This is a genomic window from Pseudomonas sp. JE3303 (assembly GCF_056312565.1).
This window is the reverse complement of record NZ_JBWGIF010000014.1, coordinates 80447-100357: the sequence shown is the minus strand read 5'-3', so window position 1 is coordinate 100357 and position 19911 is coordinate 80447. Positions and strand designations below refer to the sequence as shown.

The 19911-nt window shown below is 64.6% G+C and carries 24 protein-coding genes; 2 read left to right on the top strand and 22 right to left on the bottom strand.

All coding sequences use genetic code 11. From position 1 onward, the window contains the following. Window positions 1–11: 11 nt before the first annotated feature. The 10 genes from AC0ZZU_RS19935 to ccmA are packed head-to-tail and all read right to left on the bottom strand — an operon-like array spanning window position 12 to window position 7345. Window positions 12–428, bottom strand: coding sequence for a hypothetical protein (locus AC0ZZU_RS19935; protein WP_476342966.1), 417 nt, complete (start codon window positions 426–428; stop codon window positions 12–14). Between the two features lie 24 nt (window positions 429–452). After that, window positions 453–1637, bottom strand: coding sequence for a c-type cytochrome biogenesis protein CcmI (gene ccmI, locus AC0ZZU_RS19930; protein ID WP_476342964.1), 1185 nt, complete (start codon window positions 1635–1637; stop codon window positions 453–455). Continuing rightward, on the bottom strand, window positions 1630–2106 hold the full coding sequence (locus AC0ZZU_RS19925) for a cytochrome c-type biogenesis protein (RefSeq protein ID WP_476342962.1): 477 nt from the start codon (window positions 2104–2106) through the stop codon (window positions 1630–1632). The genes ccmI and AC0ZZU_RS19925 overlap by 8 nt, the downstream gene beginning before the upstream one ends. Beyond that, on the bottom strand, window positions 2103–2639 hold the full coding sequence (locus AC0ZZU_RS19920) for a DsbE family thiol:disulfide interchange protein (protein WP_476342961.1): 537 nt from the start codon (window positions 2637–2639) through the stop codon (window positions 2103–2105). Before AC0ZZU_RS19920 ends, AC0ZZU_RS19925 begins: the two co-directional genes overlap by 4 nt. Further along, window positions 2636–4609: a heme lyase CcmF/NrfE family subunit gene (locus AC0ZZU_RS19915; RefSeq protein ID WP_476343100.1), complete on the bottom strand. Its 1974-nt coding sequence runs from the start codon at window positions 4607–4609 to the stop codon at window positions 2636–2638. The genes AC0ZZU_RS19920 and AC0ZZU_RS19915 overlap by 4 nt, the downstream gene beginning before the upstream one ends. An 11-nt stretch (window positions 4610–4620) precedes the next feature. After that, the gene (ccmE, locus tag AC0ZZU_RS19910) at window positions 4621–5064 is read right to left on the bottom strand and encodes a cytochrome c maturation protein CcmE (protein WP_476342959.1); all 444 of its coding nucleotides are present in this window, start codon (window positions 5062–5064) and stop codon (window positions 4621–4623) included. After that, window positions 5061–5237 (bottom strand): heme exporter protein CcmD, encoded by a 177-nt coding sequence (gene ccmD / locus AC0ZZU_RS19905; protein ID WP_476342958.1) that lies wholly within the window; start codon window positions 5235–5237, stop codon window positions 5061–5063. The genes ccmE and ccmD overlap by 4 nt, the downstream gene beginning before the upstream one ends. Next, a complete protein-coding gene (locus AC0ZZU_RS19900) occupies window positions 5234–6001 on the bottom strand; it encodes a heme ABC transporter permease (protein ID WP_476342957.1) in 768 nt (255 codons plus the stop codon). The genes ccmD and AC0ZZU_RS19900 overlap by 4 nt, the downstream gene beginning before the upstream one ends. A gap of 46 nt (window positions 6002–6047) precedes the next feature. Continuing rightward, window positions 6048–6716, bottom strand: coding sequence for a heme exporter protein CcmB (gene ccmB, locus AC0ZZU_RS19895; RefSeq protein ID WP_158460350.1), 669 nt, complete (start codon window positions 6714–6716; stop codon window positions 6048–6050). Further along, window positions 6713–7345, bottom strand: a complete 633-nt coding sequence (gene ccmA / locus AC0ZZU_RS19890) for a cytochrome c biogenesis heme-transporting ATPase CcmA (protein ID WP_476342956.1) — start codon at window positions 7343–7345, stop codon at window positions 6713–6715. Before ccmA ends, ccmB begins: the two co-directional genes overlap by 4 nt. A 168-nt stretch (window positions 7346–7513) precedes the next feature. On the opposite strand from ccmA, the gene fliK reads away from it, so the two are divergent. Both fliK and AC0ZZU_RS19880 read left to right on the top strand, forming a co-directional pair. Beyond that, window positions 7514–9076, top strand: a complete 1563-nt coding sequence (gene fliK, locus AC0ZZU_RS19885) for a flagellar hook-length control protein FliK (protein WP_476342955.1) — start codon at window positions 7514–7516, stop codon at window positions 9074–9076. After that, the gene (locus tag AC0ZZU_RS19880; protein WP_476342954.1) at window positions 9073–9402 is read left to right on the top strand and encodes an EscU/YscU/HrcU family type III secretion system export apparatus switch protein; all 330 of its coding nucleotides are present in this window, start codon (window positions 9073–9075) and stop codon (window positions 9400–9402) included. The genes fliK and AC0ZZU_RS19880 overlap by 4 nt, the downstream gene beginning before the upstream one ends. A gap of 10 nt (window positions 9403–9412) precedes the next feature. Here the strand turns inward: AC0ZZU_RS19880 and AC0ZZU_RS19875 are convergent, their stop codons facing one another. From AC0ZZU_RS19875 to fleN, 12 genes are all read right to left on the bottom strand, one after another. Next, a complete protein-coding gene (locus AC0ZZU_RS19875; RefSeq protein ID WP_476342953.1) occupies window positions 9413–9820 on the bottom strand; it encodes a DUF2802 domain-containing protein in 408 nt (135 codons plus the stop codon). A 1-nt stretch (window position 9821) separates the two neighbouring features. After that, on the bottom strand, window positions 9822–10301 hold the full coding sequence (locus AC0ZZU_RS19870; RefSeq protein ID WP_158460343.1) for a chemotaxis protein CheW: 480 nt from the start codon (window positions 10299–10301) through the stop codon (window positions 9822–9824). A 40-nt stretch (window positions 10302–10341) separates the two neighbouring features. Continuing rightward, complete coding sequence (locus AC0ZZU_RS19865) at window positions 10342–11154, bottom strand: CheW domain-containing protein (RefSeq protein WP_476342952.1); 813 nt, start codon at window positions 11152–11154, stop codon at window positions 10342–10344. After that, the gene (locus AC0ZZU_RS19860) at window positions 11154–11942 is read right to left on the bottom strand and encodes a ParA family protein (protein ID WP_476342951.1); all 789 of its coding nucleotides are present in this window, start codon (window positions 11940–11942) and stop codon (window positions 11154–11156) included. Before AC0ZZU_RS19860 ends, AC0ZZU_RS19865 begins: the two co-directional genes overlap by 1 nt. Window positions 11943–11992: 50 nt before the next feature. After that, window positions 11993–12880: a flagellar motor protein MotD gene (motD, locus tag AC0ZZU_RS19855; protein ID WP_476342950.1), complete on the bottom strand. Its 888-nt coding sequence runs from the start codon at window positions 12878–12880 to the stop codon at window positions 11993–11995. Window positions 12881–12883: 3 nt separating this feature from the next. Beyond that, a complete protein-coding gene (locus AC0ZZU_RS19850) occupies window positions 12884–13624 on the bottom strand; it encodes a flagellar motor protein (RefSeq protein ID WP_476342948.1) in 741 nt (246 codons plus the stop codon). Continuing rightward, a complete protein-coding gene (locus tag AC0ZZU_RS19845; protein WP_476342947.1) occupies window positions 13624–14754 on the bottom strand; it encodes a protein-glutamate methylesterase/protein-glutamine glutaminase in 1131 nt (376 codons plus the stop codon). Before AC0ZZU_RS19845 ends, AC0ZZU_RS19850 begins: the two co-directional genes overlap by 1 nt. 45 nt (window positions 14755–14799) lie before the next feature. Beyond that, entirely contained in the window at window positions 14800–16983 is a 2184-nt protein-coding gene (locus tag AC0ZZU_RS19840) for a chemotaxis protein CheA (RefSeq protein WP_476342945.1), read from the bottom strand. A 12-nt stretch (window positions 16984–16995) separates the two neighbouring features. Beyond that, a complete protein-coding gene (locus AC0ZZU_RS19835; RefSeq protein ID WP_476342943.1) occupies window positions 16996–17784 on the bottom strand; it encodes a protein phosphatase CheZ in 789 nt (262 codons plus the stop codon). Window positions 17785–17802: 18 nt separating this feature from the next. Then, window positions 17803–18177: a chemotaxis response regulator CheY gene (locus AC0ZZU_RS19830; protein ID WP_476342942.1), complete on the bottom strand. Its 375-nt coding sequence runs from the start codon at window positions 18175–18177 to the stop codon at window positions 17803–17805. Window positions 18178–18278: 101 nt separating this feature from the next. Continuing rightward, complete coding sequence (gene fliA, locus AC0ZZU_RS19825; protein WP_158460334.1) at window positions 18279–19019, bottom strand: RNA polymerase sigma factor FliA; 741 nt, start codon at window positions 19017–19019, stop codon at window positions 18279–18281. Then, window positions 19016–19849 (bottom strand): flagellar synthesis regulator FleN, encoded by an 834-nt coding sequence (gene fleN, locus AC0ZZU_RS19820; protein WP_158460333.1) that lies wholly within the window; start codon window positions 19847–19849, stop codon window positions 19016–19018. Before fleN ends, fliA begins: the two co-directional genes overlap by 4 nt. Between the last annotated feature and the right edge of the window lie 62 nt (window positions 19850–19911).

Sequence of the window (19911 nt, the reverse complement as noted above, 5' to 3'; positions counted from 1 at the left end):
CGCAGCCCAAACTACTGCGCGAACGCCCGCCCCAGCCCACCTGGCACACCACTACTGTCAGTGTCCTGCCAAGGACCATCAGGACTGGTCGACCAACTCCATCCGTCGTTCCAGCGGTAGTAAGTGCGCTGCCGGTAGAAGGTATTGGTCTTCTTCTCTAGCACGTAAACCCCAAGCTTGGGGTCCCAATGGCTGGCACCCCCAGGTGGCGGGGCGAAGCTTGCAGAAGTGCGCGGCATAGGCTTGGGTGCTGGGGTAACCACTGGCGTGGACGGCTTCTTGCCCGGCAATGGCTTGACCACCGGCCCCGTGGGCGGCGGAGCGGTCTCGATCGGCGGCAGCGGCCGCTCCGCTGGCTGCTGGTGCACCGTACACGCGCTGAGCCCCATCACGAGGGTCAGCAGGGTCAGGCGGACGGCGTTGTTCATGGCGCGGCTCTCTTGAAATCAGGCTTACGGATCGGGGCTGTCGATGATCAGGTGTTGCGCCGCCTGGGTGGTGCTGGGCAGCGCTGCGCTCTGGCCGATCCATTCGCCTTGGGTGGGCTGGCCGGCACGGGAAACGCGTGCAACCAGTTGGACTTCGGCAAAGTCGGACAGTTTCATCTGGGCCAGCATCGCATCGGCGTCGCTCAGCTCTACGTCGATCGGCAATTGCGCAACCGTGACGCGCTTGGCCGCCAGGGGCATGGGTGGGCCATTGCTGGCACGGGCGAAGATGAACACCGTGTCATCGGGCTTGACCTTGTCGGTGAGCGCTGGCGCGAGCTCCACGCGCACTTTCAGCCGCACCGCCTGGACAGGCGCGCCGCCCGATACCTGAAGCTTTTCGGCGGCGCGGTCGATACCGCCCTGCAGTGCGGCGCGTGAGGCGTCGCCCTCGGGCAGCTGCGCCAGCAGCCGCTGCCAGTAGCCAATGGCTTCCTGGTATCGCTCGCCCTCGAAGGCGGCGATACCGAGCAGGCCCAGGCTGGTGACTTCCTTGGGATCAGCCTTCAGCGCCTCGTCGCTCAACGCCTGCAGCTGCGGATTCCACTGCTTGCCGTTGGCAAAATACAACGCCTGGGCCCATTGCCCGAGCAGCTCGGGCTGGCGCCCGCCCACGGCCACGGCGCGCTCGAAGGCCTTGGCGGCATCGGCTGGGCGCTGGTCGGCCATGTAGGCACGGCCAAGGAAGTACAAGCCCTCGGCCGAACCGGGCTGGGCCGCAACGGCGCGCTCCAGGCGCGTGGTCATGTCCTGCATGTTCTTTGGCGCCTCGGCGAACTCGCGGGTCAACTCGACCTTGTCGGCAGCGCCAAAATGCAGGTACACGCCCAACCCCACCAGGGGGACAAGCATCGCCACCAGCAAGGGCAGCGGTCGGCCCAGTCGGCCATGGCGGGCGGACTCGGCATTTTCGGTGTCGGCCAGCAGCTCACGGGCCGCCTCGTCGCGGCCCCTGTCCAGTTGACCGGCATCGAGCACTCCTGCCTCATGCTGGGCGGCCAGTTCAGCCACACGCTCCTGGTACAGGGCCACGTTCAGTGCGGTGCGGTCTTCTTCATGCTGCTGGCGGCGGCCACGCAGCACGGGGATCAACAGGAAACCCAGGGCTGCCAGCAACAGCAGGCCTGCGCAAAGCCAGAAATCAATCATGGGGGCGTTCTTTATCCAGCAGTTTGGCGAGACGCTCGCGTTCATCCAGGGACAGCTCGGTACTGCCAACAATGGCCTGGCTCCGACGGCGGCGCACGATCACGGCAAGCACCACGAAGCCGCCCACCAGCAGGATCCCGGGACCAAACCAGAGCAACCAGGTGCGCCCGGTGAGCGCGGGCTTGTAGCGCACGAAATCACCATAGCGGTCGACCATGAAGTCGACGATCTGCTGATTGCTCTTGCCCTCGCCAAGCATGCGGAAGATCTCACGACGCAGGTCCGCGGCGATCGGCGCGTTGGAGTCGGCGATGTCCTGGTTCTGGCACTTGGGGCAGCGCAGTTCCTTGGTCAGTTGGTGATAGCGCTCGCGCTCGGCATCGTCGGCGAATTTGTAGGTGTCGATGGCCGCCTGGGTCACGCCACCCAGCCCCAGGGAAAGCACGGCCACCGCCAGCCAGCGCCTCATGGCCGGGCCTCGTCGACCAGGCCTTGATAGAGCGGTGCCAGCTGTTCCCGCCAGACCGTGGCGTCGACAACGCCGACATGCTTGTAGCGGATCACGCCCTTGGCATCGATCAAGAAGGTTTCGGGCGCGCCGTACACGCCAAGGTCCAGGCCCAGGGTGCCCTGCTCGTCACGGATGTCGAGCTGGTAGGGGTTGTGGAAATCGCGTAGCCATTTGAGCGCCGCGGCGTTGTCGTCCTTGTAGTTGACGCCATGGATCACTACGCCCTGCTCCGCCAGCTGGTTGAGATACGGATGCTCGACCTTGCATGAAGGGCACCACGTGCCCCAGACATTGACCAGCGCAGGCTTGCCCATCAGGTCGGCCTGGGTGAGCGTGCGGTCGCCCTGCACAGAGGCCAGGGAAAACGCCGGGAACGGCTTGCCGATCATTGCCGACGGCAGCTCGCTCGGGTCCAGGTACAGGCCCCGGTAGAGAAACACCGCTACCAGCAGGAACAGCGCCAGCGGCAATACCATGATCCAACGCTTCATGCAGTGGCTCCAGACAGGCCTAGTACATCACGCACCCGGGCATTGACCTTGACCCGGTAACGCCGGTCGAAGGCCGCCACCAGACCGCCCAGGCCGGTCAGCAGACCGCCCAGCCAGATCCAGCGGACATAAGGTTTGACGTGAACGCGCACGGCCCAGGCGCCATTGTCCAGCGGCTCGCCGAGCGCGACATAGAGGTCGCGGGTGAAGCCTGCATCGATACCGGCCTCGGTCATCACCGACTGCTGCACGGTGTACAGGCGTTTCTCGGGGTGCAGCACGCTGATCTCGCGTCCCTCTTCCAGAACGCGCACCGTGCCTTTGTCGGACGTGAAGTTGGGGCCCTCGAAGTGCTTGGCGCCCTCGAAGACGAACTGGTAGCCGGCAAGCTCCACTGTCTCGCCCGGCGCCATGCGCAGGTCGCGTTCGGCGCTGTTGTTGCTCGACAGCACCACGCCCAGCGCACAGACCGCCAGGCCCAGGTGCGCCAGTTGCATGCCCCAGTAGCTGCGGGTGAGCGTGGGCAGGCCCTTGACCAGCCCTTTGTGACGGGTCTTGTCGACGATATCGCGCGCGCCGGCCAGTATCACCCACGCTGCCAGGGCGAAGGTGGTCAGCACGGGCCAGTCGAAGTCGTCGACCAGCAGCCCGCCGAGCGGCGCGAGGATGGCGCAGCCCACCAGCACCGGGGTCAGCATGCCGGCTAGCCACTTGCCGGGCGTGTCTTTCCAGCGCACCAGCACGCCAATGCCCAGCACCAGCATCAGCAGCGCCATCAGCGGCAGGAACAAGGCATCGAAATACGGTGGGCCGACCGACAGCTTGGCGCCCGTGAGCGCATCGAGGATCAGCGGATAGAGCGTGCCGAGGAGGATCATCGAGGCCGCCACGACCAGCACCAGGTTGTTGGCCAGCAGCAGCGTCTCGCGTGACCACGGGGCAAAGCCGACCTGGCTCTTCACCACCGGCGCGCGCAGGGCGAACAGCGTCAGCGACCCGCCGACCACGCACAGCAGGAAGATCAGGATGAACACGCCGCGGGCCGGGTCCGAGGCAAAGGCATGCACCGACGTCAGCACCCCGGAGCGGACCAGGAAGGTACCCAGCAGGCTCAGCGAGAACGCCGCGATGGCCAGCAGCACCGTCCAGCTCTTGAACACGCCGCGCTTTTCGGTGACCGCCAGCGAGTGGATCAGCGCCGTGCCCACCAGCCAAGGCATGAAGGAAGCGTTTTCCACCGGATCCCAGAACCACCACCCGCCCCAGCCCAGCTCGTAGTACGCCCACCACGAGCCCAGGGTGATGCCGATCCCCAGGAAGGCCCAGGCCACGATGGTCCACGGCCGTGACCAGCGCGCCCAGGCCGCATCCAGCCGTCCGCCGAGCAGCGCCGCGATGGCGAAGGCGAAGGCCACCGAGAAGCCCACATAGCCCATGTAGAGCATCGGTGGGTGAACGATCAGGCCAAAGTCCTGCAGCAGCGGATTGAGGTCGCGCCCATCGGTAGGCACCTGCGGCAGCAAGCGCTCGAAGGGGTTGGAGGTGATGATCAGAAACGCCAGGAAGCCCACGCTGATCATCCCCATCACCGCCAGCACGCGTGCCAGCATCACTTGGGGCAGCTGGCGAGAGAACACCGAAACCGCAAAGGTCCAGCCACCGAGAATCAACGCCCACAGCAGCAGCGAGCCCTCGTGGGCGCCCCACACCGCGCTGAACTTGTAGTACCAGGGCAAGGCGCTGTTGGAGTTGCTGGCCACATAGGCGACCGAGAAGTTGTCGGTCATGAAGGCGTGGGTCAGGCAGGCGAAGGCGAACAGCAGGAAGGCGAACTGTCCCCAGGCCGCTGGCCGGGCCAGGCCCATCCACAGGCTGTCGCCGCGCCAGGCGCCAAACAGCGGAACGGTCGCCTGGACCACGGCAAAGCAGATCGCCAGGATCATCGCCAACTGGCCCAGCTCAGGGATCAACAGGGCTGCGTTCATGGCTGGGCTCCCGCTTGGCCGCTTTCGTTCAGCGCCTTGGTGACTTCAGGTGGCATGTACTTCTCGTCATGCTTGGCCAGCACCTCGTCGGCCACCACCACGCCCTCGGCGTTGAGCTTGCCAAGGGCGACGATGCCCTGCCCCTCGCGGAACAGGTCAGGCAGGATGCCGCGATAGCTGATCGGCACCGATCTGTTGAAGTCGGTGACCACGAAGCGCACGTCCAGCGAGTCGCCGGAGCGCTGCAACGAGCCCTTCTCGACCATGCCGCCGGCACGGATGCGAGTGTCCTGCGGGGCTTCACCATTGGCGATCTGGGTCGGGGTGTAGAACAGGTTGATGTTTTCCTGCAGGGCGCTCAGGGCCAGGGCCAGGGCGACGCCGACACCCGCCACCAGGCCGAGGATAAGCAACAGGCGTTTCTTGCGCTGCGGATTCACTGGTGGTTCTCCCGGCGCAGACGACGCGCCTCTTCTTGCAGGTAGCGACGCCGCGCCAGGAGGGGCGCTGCAACATTGAGCGCCAGTACCGCCAGGCAGATGCCATAGGCCGACCAGACGTAGAGACCGTGGTGGCCCATGGCGAGAAAATCGCTGAAGGATGCAAAGCTCATCGCGCCGCCCCCCGGCCAAGGCTGTTCAAGACTTCCTCCCTGACCCAACTCGCGCGCGCCTCGCGCTTGAGCACTTCAAGGCGCATGCGCAGCAGCAGCACGGCGCCGAAGAAGCAGTAGAACCCCAGCACCGTGAGCAACAGGGGCAGCCACATCTCGGCCGGCATCGCGGGCTTTTCGGTGAGGGTGAAGGTGGCGCCCTGGTGCAAGGTGTTCCACCACTCCACCGAGTACTTGATGATCGGGATATTCACCACTCCGACAAGGGCCAGCACCGCGCACGCCTTGGCCGCGCTGTCGCGATTGCTGATCGCCTGGCCCAGGGCGATGATCCCGAAGTACAGGAACAACAGGATCAGCATGGACGTCAGGCGCGCATCCCAGACCCACCAGCTGCCCCAGGTCGGCTTGCCCCAGATCGCGCCGGTGACCAGCGCCACGGCGGTCATCCAGGCGCCGATGGGGGCTGCGCATTGCAGCGCGATGTCGGCGATCTTCATCTTCCACACCAGCCCCACCGCGCCAGCCACCGCCAGCAGCACATAGCAGGACTGTGCCAGCATCGCCGCCGGCACGTGGATATAGATGATGCGGAAACTGTTGCCCTGCTGGTAGTCCTGCGGGGCGAATACCAGGCCCCAGACCACGCCGACCAGCAGCAGGAGCACGGCCGCGATGGCCAGCCAGGGCAGCATGCGGCCGCTGATGGCATAGAACCACTTCGGCGAGCCCAGCTTGTGAAACCACGTCCAGCTCATTTTCATCACGGTACATCCAGGGTCTTTGCTGGGCGCGCACGCCCAGACCTCGTTATTCGCCGACGCTGATCTTCAGGCCGGCCGCTATTGCAAAGGGTGCCAGAGTTACGGCCAGGGCAGTCAGGCTGCCGAGCCAGAGCAGATAACCGGTCGCCGGCATAGCCTGCAACGCCGCCTGCAAGGCGCCACTGCCCAGGATCAACACCGGGATATATAACGGCAGTATCAACAGTGCCAGCAGCAGGCCGCCGCGCTTGAGACCGACGGTCAGCGCCGCCCCCACCGCACCCAGCAGGCTCAGCACCGGCGTGCCCAGCAGCAGCGAGGCCAGCAGCACCGGCAGGCAGGCCGGTGGCAGCCCCAGCATCAACGCCAGCAGCGGCGCCAACAATACCAGCGCGAGCCCGGAAAAGATCCAGTGCGCCAGCACCTTGGCGAGCACCAGCAGCGGCAACGGGTGCGAGGACAGTACCCACTGCTCCAGCGAGCCGTCCTCGAAATCGCTGCGAAACAGACCGTCCAGCGAAAGCAGCACCGACAGCAATGCAGCAACCCAGACCAATCCTGGCGACAAGGTTTGCAACAATTGTGTCTCGGGGCCGACCGCCAGCGGAAACAGCGCAATGACAATGGCAAAGAACACCAGCGGGTTGGCCAGCTCGGCCGGCCGACGGCATAGCAGCCGGGCTTCGCGGCGCAACAGCAGGACAAAGACGCTCATGCGGCCCACTGCCCCAGGTTCAGCTCGCGATAACCGCCAGGCATGCGCGCCAGCGTGTGGTGGGTCGTCAGCACGACCATTCCGCCCTGCTCGCAGTGCGCGGCCAGGTGGGCCTCCAGCTGGGCCACGCCGTCCTTGTCGAGAGCCGTATAGGGCTCGTCGAGAATCCACAGCGGCGGGCTGTCCAGGTACAGGCGCGCCAAAGCGACCCGGCGCTGTTGGCCTGCCGACAACGTGTGGCATGGCACGTCTTCGAATCCGCGCAGGCCTACCGCCTCGAGCGCCTGCCAGATCGCCGCGGTAGTCGCGGGCTGGTGCAACGCGCACAGCCAGGACAGGTTTTCTTCGGCGCTGAGCAGGTCCTTGATCCCTGCGGCATGGCCAATCCACAGCAAGGCCTTGGCAAGCTCGTGGCGCTGCCCGGCCAGCGGCTGGCCGTTGAGCAGGATCTGCCCTGCGGTTGGCTGCATCAGGCCGGACAGCAGGCGCAACAGGCTGGTCTTGCCGCTGCCGTTGGGTCCGCTGACCTGCAGCATGTCGCCGGCCTGCAACTGCAGGTCGAGGTGCTCGAAGAGCATGCGCCAGTCGCGCTCGCAGGCCAGGCCCACGGCTTGGAGATGAAGGGTCACGGTTCTGCCTTATGCATTGGCTGTCTCAAGTCGGCTTCGGCCCTGCCGTTATACTGGCATTGGCGTATGCCCCGCTGTCTGGAGGGAGCTGCCGCTGAACGATCGGCCGGCATTATACATGCGGCATCCCGCTGCCAAGAGGGCTGGTTTCACAGGTTGTATACAATCATGACGGAAATCAATAGTCTCGCTGCGCAAAACGCGGTCACTCAGCAGGCCACCAAGGCTTCGATGACCGGTGAACTGCTGCGTCTGCTGCAACCGCAGCCCGGTCTGCTGGCGCCGGGAGAGACTGCCAGCGCGCAGGTCTTGTCCCTGCGCCAGGTCGGCCAGGACTTCCAGCTGCTGTTGCGCCTGACGCTGGCCAATGGCAGCCAGGCCCAGGTGCAGGCGAGCGCCGCCCAGCCGCTGCCCCAGGGCAGCCAACTGGTCGTCAGCCAGTCGGCCAGCACCAGCCTGAACATCGCCCTGCAGCAGGCCGCTACCAGTAATATCGCTACGATGACCCACCTCGACACCCGCCAGGTGCCGGTCGGCACGCTGCTGCAAGGCAAGGTGCTGACCAGCCAGGCGCTGCCCCAGGGCAATGGCGAAGCCGCCAGTTTCCGCTCCCTGGTCAGCCTGCTCAACAGCGCCATGGTTGGCGCGACGCTGACCGTCGACGGTCCCCGGCCGTTAGCGGTAGGCAGCCTGCTCAGTGCCTTGGTGCAAGGGGACCAGTCGTTGCGCTTCGTGCCCTTGACGGGCCGCCAGGACCAGTTGGCCATCGCCCAGCACCTGTCAGCCCAGCAAGGTCGCCAGGCCTCGTTGACTGGGCTGCTGGACCTCTTGGCGCAAGTCGGCGCCGACGCCAGTGGCGAGGTGCGCTCCAGCGCCGAACGCCTGTTGGCCAGCCTGCCGGATGTGCGCCAGCTCAGCGATGCCAAGGGCCTGGCCCAGGCACTGGGCAACAGCGGCGCGTTTCTTGAAGGCAAGCTGCTGGGCGGGCTTGGTGCCCAGGCAGGCAGCGATCTCAAGGCGCAGATGGCAAGGCTGGTGGCGCAAGTGTTGCCGGGCGTGCCCGGCAGCAATCCATTCAATCCCGCCACGGCGGCCAGCACCTTGGCGCATGCCATGCCCGGAGCGGTTCGCGGCGCCCTGGGCATGCTTGGCCAGGTCAGCCCTCGCCCGCAGCCAGGCGGCTTCCCCCTACCTTCGCGGCTGCTGCAGAACCTCGAAGAGAAAGGCGACCTGCAGCAATTGCTGCGTCTTGCCGCCGCCGCTATTTCGCGCCTGCAAAGCCACCAGCTGACCAGCCTGCAACAGACCGGTACCACCGATAGCGGCAACCTGCAGACCACCTGGCAAACAGAAATACCGGTGCGCAGCGGGCAGGAGTTCGTGCCCTTGCAGGTCAAGCTGCAGCGCGAAGAAACCCCGGAGCAGCAGCGTGACCCGCAACGCGAACAGCGCGACCCGCTGCACACCCTGTGGCGCATCGAGCTGGCGTTCGACCTCAGTCCCTTGGGCCCACTGCAAGTCCAGGCCCAGCTGACCCAAGGCAATCTCAGTGGCCAGCTCTGGGCTGAACGCCCGGCCACGGCGCAACTGATCGGCCAGCAGCTCGGCGAGTTGCGCACGCGCCTGTTGGCGCGAGGGCTCAACGTGAGCGAGCTGGAATGTCATCCCGGCACACCGCCACAAGGCTCCCATACCCGTCTTGAACAACGCTGGGTGGATGAAACCGCATGATCGACAAGCAGCCCCGCCAGGCCATCGCATTGAGCTACGACGGTCAACAGGCACCCACCCTCAGCGCCAAGGGTGACGACGAGTTGGCCGAGGCGATCCTGGCCATTGCCCGCCAGCATGAAGTGCCGATCTACGAAAATGCCGAGCTGGTACGCCTGCTCGCGCGCCTGGAGCTGGGCGACCAGATCCCCGAGGCGCTGTACCTGACCATCGCCGAAATCATCGCTTTTGCCTGGCAACTGCGTGGAAAGGTGCCCGAAGGTTTTGTCGCCGAGACACCCGCGCCGCGCGATGTGACGCCAGGCCAGCTGCTGCCGCCGACCTGAGACGCAGGGCTCACCCTCCCCGGTGCATCCTGCTCATGAGCTGCGCTTCGGCCTGGGTCAGGCCGCAGGTCTGGGTGAGCTCATCGACGCTGGCGCCCATGCCTACCAGGCGGGCAGCCTGGGTGAACGAAAGGCTGCTGGGGTCACGCTGCTCCAGTTGCAGGAGCTTGTCAGGCAGCGGCGCAACCACCAATCGCAGCTCGTGCAGCGCTTCGCCCATGCGCACGTTGGTGTTCTGATAATCGTCCAGACGCTTGGCCAGATCCTTGATGCGCTGGTCGCGCAGGGCATCGCGCTGGGCCTGCTCGGCGGCAAGCCCGGCGGCAAGCTCGCGCTGACGCCTGGTGTAACCGAGAAAGAACCACATGCTCAATGCCCAGAGCAGCGCCAGGAAGATGACAGCAACTTCGAAGATCAACTCAGATGTTCTCCAGCTCGGACCACTCTTCCTCGGTCATCATCTTGTCGAGCTCGACCAGGATCAGCAGTTCACCGTTCTTGTTGCACACGCCCTGGATAAACTTGGCCGATTCCTCGTTACCGACGTTCGGCGCAGTCTCGACTTCGGACTGACGCAGATAGACCACTTCGGCGACGCTGTCGACCAGAATGCCCACGACCTGCTTGTCGGCCTCGATGATCACGATGCGAGTGTTGTCAGTCACCTCGGTCGGCATCAGGCCAAAGCGCTGGCGGGTATCGATGACCGTCACCACGTTGCCGCGCAGGTTGATGATGCCCAGCACGTAGCTTGGCGCACCCGGTACAGGCGCGATCTCGGTGTAACGCAGCACTTCCTGCACTTGCATCACGTTGATGCCATAGGACTCATTGTCCAGCCGGAAGGTGACCCATTGCAGGATCGGATCCTCGGAACCCTGTGCAGACGACTTTTTCATTCCCCAAACCCTCAAAATCCGCCTTGGGCGGTGTGTACTCTCATTTATGGTTCATGTGCATCTGCTTGACGGCGCCGCTGGCGATCAGCTCGGCCAGCTCGGCGACGTCGAGCAACGCGCACATGTGTTCGATCACGGTTCCGGCCAGCCACGGGCGCTGACCCCGTTGGCTGCGCCATTTGATCTCGTCAGGGTCCAGGCGCAGCGAACGGCTGACCTGATGCACCGCCAGCCCCCACTCGTAGCCCTGCACCGAAATCACGTATTGCAGTCCTTGGCGAAAATCGTCGCGGTAGCGGTCAGGCATGACCCATCGCGCGGTGTCCAGCACCTTCAGGTTGCCCGCCTGGCACGGCAGGATGCCGAGAAACCAGTCAGGCTGGCCGAACAACGGCGTCAGCTCCTGCCCGGCCAGGGTGTAGATCGAGCCCAGGCACACCAGCGGCACCGCCAAGGTGAGCCCGGCGACGTCGAACAGCAGGCACTCGAACGGCTCCGCCGCCCAGGCCGGGCGCCCGTCGAAAGTGGCCGGCGGCACGGGCGCCGCGGGGCCGGCCGGCAGATGCAGGTCGACCAGCGGTTCGGCGGGTGCCTGCAAATCAAGCAGTACCGGCACGCATGCCTGGGCGACCACCTCGGCTTCAACCACGGTCACCACGGGCTGGGCATCGCGGGCCTGCTCCTCGCGGACCGCGGCCTCGAATTCATCGGTCGGCACGTGATGTGCCTCAGGCGCGGCGGCAGGCATGTCCAGGGGCGCATCGAGTTCTTCGGTCGCCTCCTGCAGCAAGCCATCGAGATAGGACTGCAGCGCCAGTTGCGGGCGTGTGGCCGTCTGAGTGGAACGTGTCATCAGGCCACCTGCAATGCGCTGTTGTATGTCAGCAGCTGCTTGAGCAGCGCCCGGTAGGCAACCACGCCGCGGCTCTTGCCGTCGAACTGAGAAGGCGTGAGCCCGGCCCGGCTGGCATCGCGCAGGCGCGTGTCGACCGGAATGAATCCTTGCCAGAGATGCTCCGGATAGCCGTCGCGCAGCACCTTCAAGGTGCCCAGCGAGGCCTGGGTGCGCCGGTCGAACAGCGTCGGTACGATGTGATAGGGCAAGGCCTGCTTGCGCGACCTGTTGACCATCGCCAAGGTCCCGACCATCCGCTCCAGCCCCTTTACCGCCAGGTACTCGGTCTGTACCGGGATCACCAACTGCTGGCTGGCCGCCAGGGCATTGACCATCAGCACCCCGAGCAGCGGCGGGCTGTCGATCAATGCGTAGTCGAAATCCTGCCACAGCTGCGCCAGACTCTTGGCGATCACCAGGCCCAGACCACCCTGCCCCGGCGACTGGCGCTCGAGCACTGCCAGCGCCGTGCTCGACGGCAGCAGGGAGATGCGCTCATGGCTGGTCGGCAGCAGCAGTTGCCCCGGCAGCCCCTCGGGCACTACTCCCTTGTGCAGGAACAGGTCGTAGCAGCTGTGCTCCAGCGCATCGGGGTTATGCCCGAAATAACTGGTCATGGACCCGTGCGGGTCCAGATCGACCACCACCACGCGCTTGCCCGCGTCGGCCAGAAGGCCGGCCAGGGCGATCGAAGTGGTGGTCTTGCCCACACCACCTTTTTGATTGGCTACTGCCCAGACTCTCATCGTGCGTTGCTTCCTCCCGGCAGGGCCGCCTGCGCTGCCAGGAACGGGTTTTAAAAAGTCGGTGACGGGGAATTGACGGGATTGCCCCCAGCCGTCGGTATGGCCGATGCAGGTGCAGTTTGTGTGCCAGCCCGCCTCAATGCCGCATCCGGAGTCGAATTTGCCGATCCCGAGCTGGTCAGGCTGCGGCGCACCTCAAGATTCCGAGAGATCACCAGCACGACCCGGCGGTTACGCGCACGGCCCTCGGCAGTGTCGTTGCTGGTCACCGGCTGGTACTCGCCGTAACCGACCGAGGCCATGCGCCCGGGATCCACGCCATCCATGGCCAGCAGACGGACAATGCTTGCCGCCCGTGCCGACGACAGCTCCCAGTTGGTGGGGTACTGGGAGGTGCGGATCGGCCGGTTGTCGGTGAAACCCTCCACATGCACGGGGTTGGCGAAGGGCTTGAGAATGTTCGCCACCTTCTCGATGATGGCGAACGCCATGTCGCTGGGCATGGCGTCACCGCTGCCGAACAACAGGGAAGAATTGAGCTCGATCTCTATCCACAGCTCGTTGCCGCGCACTGTCATCTGATCCGACTTGATCAGGTCGCCAAAAGCATCGCGGACGTCATCGGCAATGGTCTTGAGCGCATCGCTGCCCATTTGCCCGAGGCCTGCGTCAAGCTGCTCACTGTCCTTGATCAACGGCTCCGCCGGCTTGACGCTCAGCGGCTGCTCATCTCCGACAGGAACCGGCTTCATGCTCCGCGCGGGGTCGTTGAACACCCCGAGCAGCGCCTCGGACACCACCTTGTACTTGCCCTCGTTGATCGAGGAAATCGAATACATGACCACGAAAAACGCGAACAGCAAGGTGATGAAGTCGGCGTACGACACCAGCCAGCGTTCGTGGTTTTCGGGCTCTTCGACCTTGCGACGGCGGGCCATGCGTTACTCCATGAAGCCTTGCAGCTTCAGCTCGATAGAACGCGGGTTTTCACCTTCGGCGATCGACAGCAGGCCCTCGAGCAGCATCTCGCGGTAGCGCGACTGGCGCATGGCGACGGCCTTGAGCTTGCTCGCCACCGGCAGCAGGATCAGGTTGGCGCTGGCCACGCCATAAATGGTCGCGACAAAGGCCACGGCGATGCCGCTGCCCAGCTGCGCCGGATCGGCCAGGTTTCCCATCACGTGAATAAGGCCCATGACCGCGCCGATGATGCCGATGGTCGGCGCGTAGCCGCCCATGCTTTCGAACACCTTGGCTGCCTGGATATCGCGGCTTTCCTGGGTGAGAAAGTCCACTTCGAGAATGCTCCGGATAGCCTCTGGCTCGGCGCCGTCGACCAGCAGCTGCAAGCCCTTGCGAGCGTACGGGTCGGGCTCCGCGTCAGCCACGCCTTCGAGGCCCAGCAAGCCTTCCTTGCGCGCCGTGAGACTCCAGTTGACGACCCGGTCGATACCGCCGGCCAGGTCGACCCGCGGCGGGAAGAAGATCCAGATCAGTATCTGCATGGCGCGCTTGAACGCGCTCAGGGGCGACTGCAGCAGCGAGGCCGCCAGGGTACCGCCCAGCACGATCAGCGCCGCCGGGCCGTTGACCAGCGCCGAGATATGCCCACCTTCGAGGAAGTTGCCGCCGATGATGGCGACAAAGGCGAGGATGATGCCGATGAGGCTCAGGACATCCATCAGACGCACGCCTCGACCAGGTGCTTGCCGATCTCGTCCAGGCTGTACACCGCATCGGCCAGGTTGGCCTTGACGATCGCCATCGGCATGCCATAGATCACGCAGCTCGCCTCGTCCTGGGCCCACACGGTACTGCCGCCCTGCTTGAGCAGGCGCGCGCCCTCGCGCCCGTCGGCGCCCATGCCGGTGAGCACCACCGAGAGCACCTTGTCGCCATAGGACTTGGCGGCCGACCCAAAGGTGATGTCCACGCAGGGCTTGTAGTTGAGGCGCTCGTCACCGGGGAGGATCTTCACCGTGCCGCGGCCGTCGACCATCATCTGCTTGCCACCGGGCGCCAGCAGGGCGAGGCCCGGGCGCAGTACATCACCGTCTTCGGCTTCCTTGACGCGGATGCGGCAGAGCTTGTCGAGGCGTTCGGCGAAAGCCTTGGTGAACGCCGCCGGCATGTGCTGGATCAGCACGATCGGCGCCGGGAAATTCACCGGCAGCTGGGTCAGCACCCGCTGCAGGGCCACAGGGCCGCCGGTCGAGGTACCGATGGCGACCAGTTTGTAAGGCTTGCGCTTGGGTGCCGGCGAATGTGCGTGTGCAGGCGCCGCGCTGCGGGCCGGGGCCATGGGCGTGCGCAGGGCTGCACCGCCGGCAAGGCTGCTGGCAGGCGCCGCAGCGTTCGGCGCCGGGGCTGGGGACGCGGCGGCCACAGATGCGGCAAGGCCGCCGAAGCGGCGATTGCTGCGCGACAAGGTGTGGACCTTCTCGCACAGCATCTGCTTGACCTTGTCCGGGTTGCGCGAGATGTCCTCGAAATTCTTCGGCAGGTAATCCACGGCACCGGCATCCAGCGCGTCGAGCGTCACGCGCGCGCCTTCGTGGGTGAGCGATGAGAACATCAGTACGGGCGTCGGGCAGCGCTGCATGATGTGACGCACGGCGGTGATGCCATCCATCATGGGCATTTCATAGTCCATGGTGATCACATCGGGCTTGAGCGCCAGGGTCTGGTCTATCGCTTCCTTGCCGTTGGCCGCAGTCCCCACCACCTTGATGGTCGGGTCTGCCGAGAGAATTTCCGAGACGCGCCGGCGGAAGAAACCGGAATCATCCACCACCAGGACCTTGACTGCCATAAACACTCCATTGGACGGCGCAACCGCCAGGTCACGCCGCCGAAATCAAATACGCCGGGCGGCGTAACGCTTGAGCATGCTCGGTACATCGAGGATCAGCGCAATGCGCCCGTCACCGGTGATGGTGGCGCCCGACATGCCGGGGGTGCCCTGGAGCATCTTGCCCAGCGGCTTGATCACGACTTCTTCCTGGCCGACCAGCTGGTCGACGACAAAACCGATGCGCTGGGTGCCGACCGACAGGATCACCACATGGCCTTCCCGCTGCTCTTCATGGGCAGCGGAGCGCACCAGCCAGCGCTTGAGGTAGAACAGCGGCAAGGCCTTGTCGCGCACGATCACCACTTCCTGGCCGTCGACCACGTTGGTGCGCGACAGGTCGAGGTGGAAGATCTCGTTGACGTTGACCAGCGGGAAGGCAAACGCCTGGTTGCCCAGCATGACCATCAGGGTCGGCATGATCGCCAGGGTCAATGGCACCTTGATGACGATCTTCGAACCCTGGCCCTTGGCCGAGAAGATGTTGATCGAGCCGTTGAGCTGGGAGATCTTGGTCTTGACCACGTCCATGCCCACACCGCGGCCCGACACGTCCGAGATCTCGGTCTTGGTCGAGAAACCCGGGGCGAAGATCAGGTTGTAGCAGTCCGACTCGCTCAGTCGCTCGGCGGCGTCCTTGTCCATCAGGCCCTTTTCCACGGCCTTGGCACGCAGCACGTTGGGGTCCATGCCCTTGCCGTCATCGGAGATCGACAGCAGGATATGGTCACCCTCCTGCTCGGCCGACAGCACCACCTTGCCGCCACGCGCCTTGCCTTCGGCCTCGCGCTCTTCAGGGGATTCGATGCCATGGTCCACGGCGTTGCGCACCAGGTGGACCAGCGGGTCGGCCAGGGCCTCGACGAGGTTCTTGTCCAGGTCGGTCTCTTCGCCGACCAGCTCCAGGTTGATCTCTTTCCTGAGCTGGCGGGCCAAGTCCCGGACCAGCCGCGGGAAGCGCCCGAAGACCTTCTTGATCGGCTGCATGCGCGTCTTCATGACCGCGGTCTGCAGGTCGGCGGTGACGACGTCCAGGTTCGACACGGCCTTGGACATGGCCTCGTCGCCGCTGTTCAGGCCCAGGCGCACCAGGCGGTTACGCACCAGCACCAGTTCGCCGACCATGTTCATGATTTCGTCCAGGCGCGCGGTATCGACGCGCACCGTGGTTTCCGCTTCGCTGACCGCAGGCTTTTCGGCGCCAGGCGCACCGGCACGGGCCGGTATCCCAGGCTTGGCGACAGGGGCTGGCCTGGCTGGCGCGGCGGCCTGTGGCTTGGCGGCAGGAGCAGGCGCGGCGTTCGCCACGGCGCTGTCGGAAAACTTGCCCTTGCCATGCAGCTCATCGAGCAAGGCTTCGAATTCGTGCTCGCTGATGTGCTCGGCGGGCGCTTGGTTGCCGGTGGCCGGAGCGGCAGGCGCGGTGCTGGCTGCGGGCAGCGCATCGGCGGCAAAGGTGCCCTTGCCGTGCAACTGGTCGAGCAGTGCCTCGAACTCGTCATCGGTGATCTCGTCCCCGACAGGCGCCGCGGCGGGCGTCTTCTCGACGACAGGGCTGACGACATCGGGCACGAACTGGCCCTTGCCGTGCAGCTGGTCGAGCAGCGACTCGAACTCGGCATCGGTGATCTCGTCACCCGCGGTGGCGCCAGGCACCTCGCCTTGCAGCTGCTCGGCAGCCTGGGCCTGAGCCTTGATTGCATCGAGCGAGTCGAGCAATTGCTCGAACTCGGTGTCGGTGATGTCATCGCTGGCGGCGGGCGCCTCGATGACCGGCGCCGCTACCACAGGTGCGGCTGCGCCGGGCTCGGCAAGGCGCGCCAAGGCATCCAGCAGCTCAGGCGTGGCCGGTGTGACGGGGCTGCGTTCGCGAACCTGGCCAAACATGCTGTTGACCGTGTCCAGAGCTTCCAGGACCACGTCCATCAGTTCCGCGTCCACGCGCCGCTCGCCCTTGCGCAGGATGTCGAACACGTTCTCGGCGATATGGCAGCACTCCACCAGCTCATTGAGCTGGAGGAAGCCGGCGCCCCCTTTTACAGTGTGAAAACCGCGAAAGATCGCATTGAGCAGGTCGGCATCATCGGGCCGGCTTTCCAGCTCGACCAATTGCTCGGACAGTTGCTCAAGGATCTCGCCGGCTTCTACCAGGAAATCCTGAAGGATTTCTTCATCGGCGCCGAAACTCATCAAAGGTGCTCCCTAAAAACCAAGGCTGGACAGCAGATCGTCGACATCGTCCTGACCGGACACAACGTCTTCACGCTTATCGGCATGAATCTGCGGACCTTCACCCCGAGTCGGATGTATTTCTTGATCTTTTTCAGCACGCAGCTGCTCATGGTCATGTTCGATACCGGCAAACCGGTCGACCTGACTGGCCATCAGCACGAGCTTGAGCAGGTTGCTTTCCACATCGGTGACCAGTTGCGTCACCCGTTTGATCACCTGGCCGGTCAGGTCTTGGTAGTCCTGGGCCAGCAGAATGTCGTTGAGATGCCCGGCGACCTTGCGGTTGCCCTCCTCGCTGCGCGTCAGGAAACTGTCGACGCGCTTGGCCAGCTCACGAAACTCCGGCGCCGCGACCTCGCGGCGCATGAAGCGCTGCCAGTCGACGCTCAGTGACTGGGCCTCGGACGCCAGCGAGTTCAACACCGGCGTGCTGTCCTCCACCAGGTCCATGGTCCGGTTGGCCGCGCCCTCGGTGAGCCTGACCACGTAGGACAGGCGCTCGGTGGCATCGGTGATCTGCGACATTTCCTCGGCCTGCGGCATGCGCGGGTCGATCTGGAAACTGACGATCGCACTGTGCAGCTCGCGGGTGAGCTTGCCGACTTCCTGGTACAGGCCACGGTCGCGGGTCTGGTTGAGCTGATGAATCAGCTGCACCGCCTCGCCGAAGCGCCCCCGTTCAAGGCTCTCGACCAGTTCCTGGGCGTGTTTCTTCAGGGTCGATTCAAACTCCCCCAAAGACGATTGTGTTGACTCCATGACGCCCCCTGACGTGACTCAGCCGTTGACGCGTTCGAAGATCTTTTCGATCTTTTCTTTGAGTACTTGCGCGGTGAAAGGCTTGACCACGTAGCCGTTGACGCCGGCCTGCGCCGCTTCGATGATCTGGTCGCGCTTGGCTTCGGCCGTGACCATCAGTACCGGCAGGTGCTTGAGGCGCTCATCGGCGCGCACCTTGCGCAGCAGGTCGATACCGGACATGCCGGGCATGTTCCAGTCAGTCACGAGAAAGTCGAAATGACTGCTCTCAAGCATCGGCAGCGCGGTGGTGCCGTCGTCGGCTTCCTGGGTATTGGTGAAGCCCAGGTCACGCAACAGGTTCTTGATGATCCGCCGCATCGTCGAGAAGTCGTCAACGATGAGGATTTTCATGTCTTTGTTCAATTAGACCTCCAAGCAGTCTTAAACGCGCTCAGCGCTGAGCGCGTGCTCAATCAATTCGGCACCACAAAAAAACACTGTGAACAGTCGGTTCAACGCGCCCGCCATTCCCCGAGGCGGCTGCGCAGACGCGCTGCGCACTGGCTGTGCAACTGGCTGACACGCGACTCGCTGACCCCAAGCACCTCACCGATTTCCTTGAGGTTCAGCTCTTCGTCGTAGTACAGCGCCAGCACCAGGCGCTCACGCTCTGGCAGGTTGGCGATGGCATCGGCCAGGGCCGCCTGGAAGCGCTCGTCTTCCAGGTCACGCGAGGGCTCGACCTGGGCGCTGGCGCCGTCCTCGTGCAGGCCTTCGTGCTCGCCGTCCTGCAAAAGGTCGTCAAAGCTGAACAGGCGGCTGCCCAACGTATCGTTGAGAATCGCGTAGTAATCATCGAGACCCAACTGGAGTTCGGCCGCAACTTCGTGATCTTTAGCGTCACGGCCGGTTTTTGATTCAACGGCGCGGATCGCGTCGCTGACCATGCGCGTGTTGCGGTGCACCGAACGCGGTGCCCAGTCGCCCTTGCGCACCTCGTCGAGCATGGCCCCTCGAATGCGGATACCGGCATAGGTCTCGAAACTGGCGCCCTTGCTGGCGTCGTATTTGTTGGCCACTTCCAGGAGGCCGATCATGCCGGCCTGGATCAGATCCTCGACCTGCACACTCGCAGGCAAGCGTGCCAGCAGGTGATAGGCGATCCGCTTGACCAGAGGCGCGTAGCGTTCGACCAGCTCGTACTGGGCGTCGCGCGAAGCTTTGGGATACATCTTGAAACCGCTCGCGTTCATAACACCGGTCCTGCGCTGGTGGGTTGCACCAGGCGCTCGACGAAAAATTCCAGATGACCGCGCGGGTTGGCGGGCAATGGCCAGCTGTCGACCTTCTGCGCGATGGCCTTGAACGCCAGTGCGCATTTGGACCGAGGGAAGGCCTCGTACACGGCCCGCTGCTTCTGTACCGCCTTGCGCACGCACTCGTCGTATGGCACGGCGCCGACGTATTGCAGTGCTACGTCGAGGAAGCGGTCGGTGACCTTGGTCAGCTTGGCGAACAGGTTGCGTCCCTCCTGAGGGCTTTGAGCCATGTTGGCGAGCACTCTGAAACGATTCATCCCATAGTCACGGTTCAGCAACTTGATCAGCGCATAGGCGTCGGTGATGGAGGTCGGCTCGTCGCAGACCACCAGCAGCACTTCCTGGGCGGCGCGCACGAAACTGACCACCGAGTCGCCGATACCGGCCGCGGTGTCGATCACCAGCACATCGAGGTTGTCGCCAATCTCGCTGAAGGCCTGGATAAGGCCTGCGTGCTGCGCCGGCGCCAGATGCACCATGCTCTGGGTGCCCGAGGCGGCGGGCACGATGCGCACGCCACCCGGCCCCACCAGGAGCACGTCGCGCAGCTCGCAGCGACCCTCGATCACATCGGCCAGCGTGCGCTTGGGCGTAAGGCCCAGCAACACGTCGACGTTGGCCAGCCCCAGGTCTGCGTCCAGCAGCATGACCCGACGGCCAAGCTCAGCCAGCGCCAGCGAGAGGTTCACTGACACGTTTGTCTTGCCGACGCCACCTTTACCACCGGTTACGGCAATCACCTGTACGGGATGCATGCTACCCATGTTGTCTTATTACCTTGTCTCGCTTGAACCCGGGCCACATGAGGGATTGCGCTGTGAATGCC

What these genes read in the sequence shown, in the direction of transcription:
- AC0ZZU_RS19900 (WP_476342957.1), bottom strand. Translation starts at nt 6,001, where the DNA reads ATGAAAATGAGCTGGACGTGGTTTCACAAGCTGGGCTCGCCGAAGTGG.
- AC0ZZU_RS19845 (WP_476342947.1), bottom strand. Translation starts at nt 14,754, where the DNA reads ATGGCAGTCAAGGTCCTGGTGGTGGATGATTCCGGTTTCTTCCGCCGG.
- ccmD (WP_476342958.1), bottom strand. Translation starts at nt 5,237, where the DNA reads ATGAGCTTTGCATCCTTCAGCGATTTTCTCGCCATGGGCCACCACGGT.
- fliA (WP_158460334.1), bottom strand. Translation starts at nt 19,019, where the DNA reads ATGAACGCGAGCGGTTTCAAGATGTATCCCAAAGCTTCGCGCGACGCC.
- motD (WP_476342950.1), bottom strand. Translation starts at nt 12,880, where the DNA reads ATGGCCCGCCGTCGCAAGGTCGAAGAGCCCGAAAACCACGAACGCTGG.
- AC0ZZU_RS19880 (WP_476342954.1), top strand. Translation starts at nt 9,073, where the DNA reads ATGATCGACAAGCAGCCCCGCCAGGCCATCGCATTGAGCTACGACGGT.
- AC0ZZU_RS19840 (WP_476342945.1), bottom strand. Translation starts at nt 16,983, where the DNA reads ATGAGTTTCGGCGCCGATGAAGAAATCCTTCAGGATTTCCTGGTAGAA.
- fliK (WP_476342955.1), top strand. Translation starts at nt 7,514, where the DNA reads ATGACGGAAATCAATAGTCTCGCTGCGCAAAACGCGGTCACTCAGCAG.
- AC0ZZU_RS19925 (WP_476342962.1), bottom strand. Translation starts at nt 2,106, where the DNA reads ATGAGGCGCTGGCTGGCGGTGGCCGTGCTTTCCCTGGGGCTGGGTGGC.
- ccmB (WP_158460350.1), bottom strand. Translation starts at nt 6,716, where the DNA reads ATGAGCGTCTTTGTCCTGCTGTTGCGCCGCGAAGCCCGGCTGCTATGC.
- AC0ZZU_RS19870 (WP_158460343.1), bottom strand. Translation starts at nt 10,301, where the DNA reads ATGAAAAAGTCGTCTGCACAGGGTTCCGAGGATCCGATCCTGCAATGG.
- ccmI (WP_476342964.1), bottom strand. Translation starts at nt 1,637, where the DNA reads ATGATTGATTTCTGGCTTTGCGCAGGCCTGCTGTTGCTGGCAGCCCTG.
- AC0ZZU_RS19865 (WP_476342952.1), bottom strand. Translation starts at nt 11,154, where the DNA reads ATGACACGTTCCACTCAGACGGCCACACGCCCGCAACTGGCGCTGCAG.
- AC0ZZU_RS19850 (WP_476342948.1), bottom strand. Translation starts at nt 13,624, where the DNA reads ATGGATGTCCTGAGCCTCATCGGCATCATCCTCGCCTTTGTCGCCATC.
- AC0ZZU_RS19835 (WP_476342943.1), bottom strand. Translation starts at nt 17,784, where the DNA reads ATGGAGTCAACACAATCGTCTTTGGGGGAGTTTGAATCGACCCTGAAG.
- AC0ZZU_RS19860 (WP_476342951.1), bottom strand. Translation starts at nt 11,942, where the DNA reads ATGAGAGTCTGGGCAGTAGCCAATCAAAAAGGTGGTGTGGGCAAGACC.
- AC0ZZU_RS19935 (WP_476342966.1), bottom strand. Translation starts at nt 428, where the DNA reads ATGAACAACGCCGTCCGCCTGACCCTGCTGACCCTCGTGATGGGGCTC.
- AC0ZZU_RS19920 (WP_476342961.1), bottom strand. Translation starts at nt 2,639, where the DNA reads ATGAAGCGTTGGATCATGGTATTGCCGCTGGCGCTGTTCCTGCTGGTA.
- AC0ZZU_RS19830 (WP_476342942.1), bottom strand. Translation starts at nt 18,177, where the DNA reads ATGAAAATCCTCATCGTTGACGACTTCTCGACGATGCGGCGGATCATC.
- fleN (WP_158460333.1), bottom strand. Translation starts at nt 19,849, where the DNA reads ATGGGTAGCATGCATCCCGTACAGGTGATTGCCGTAACCGGTGGTAAA.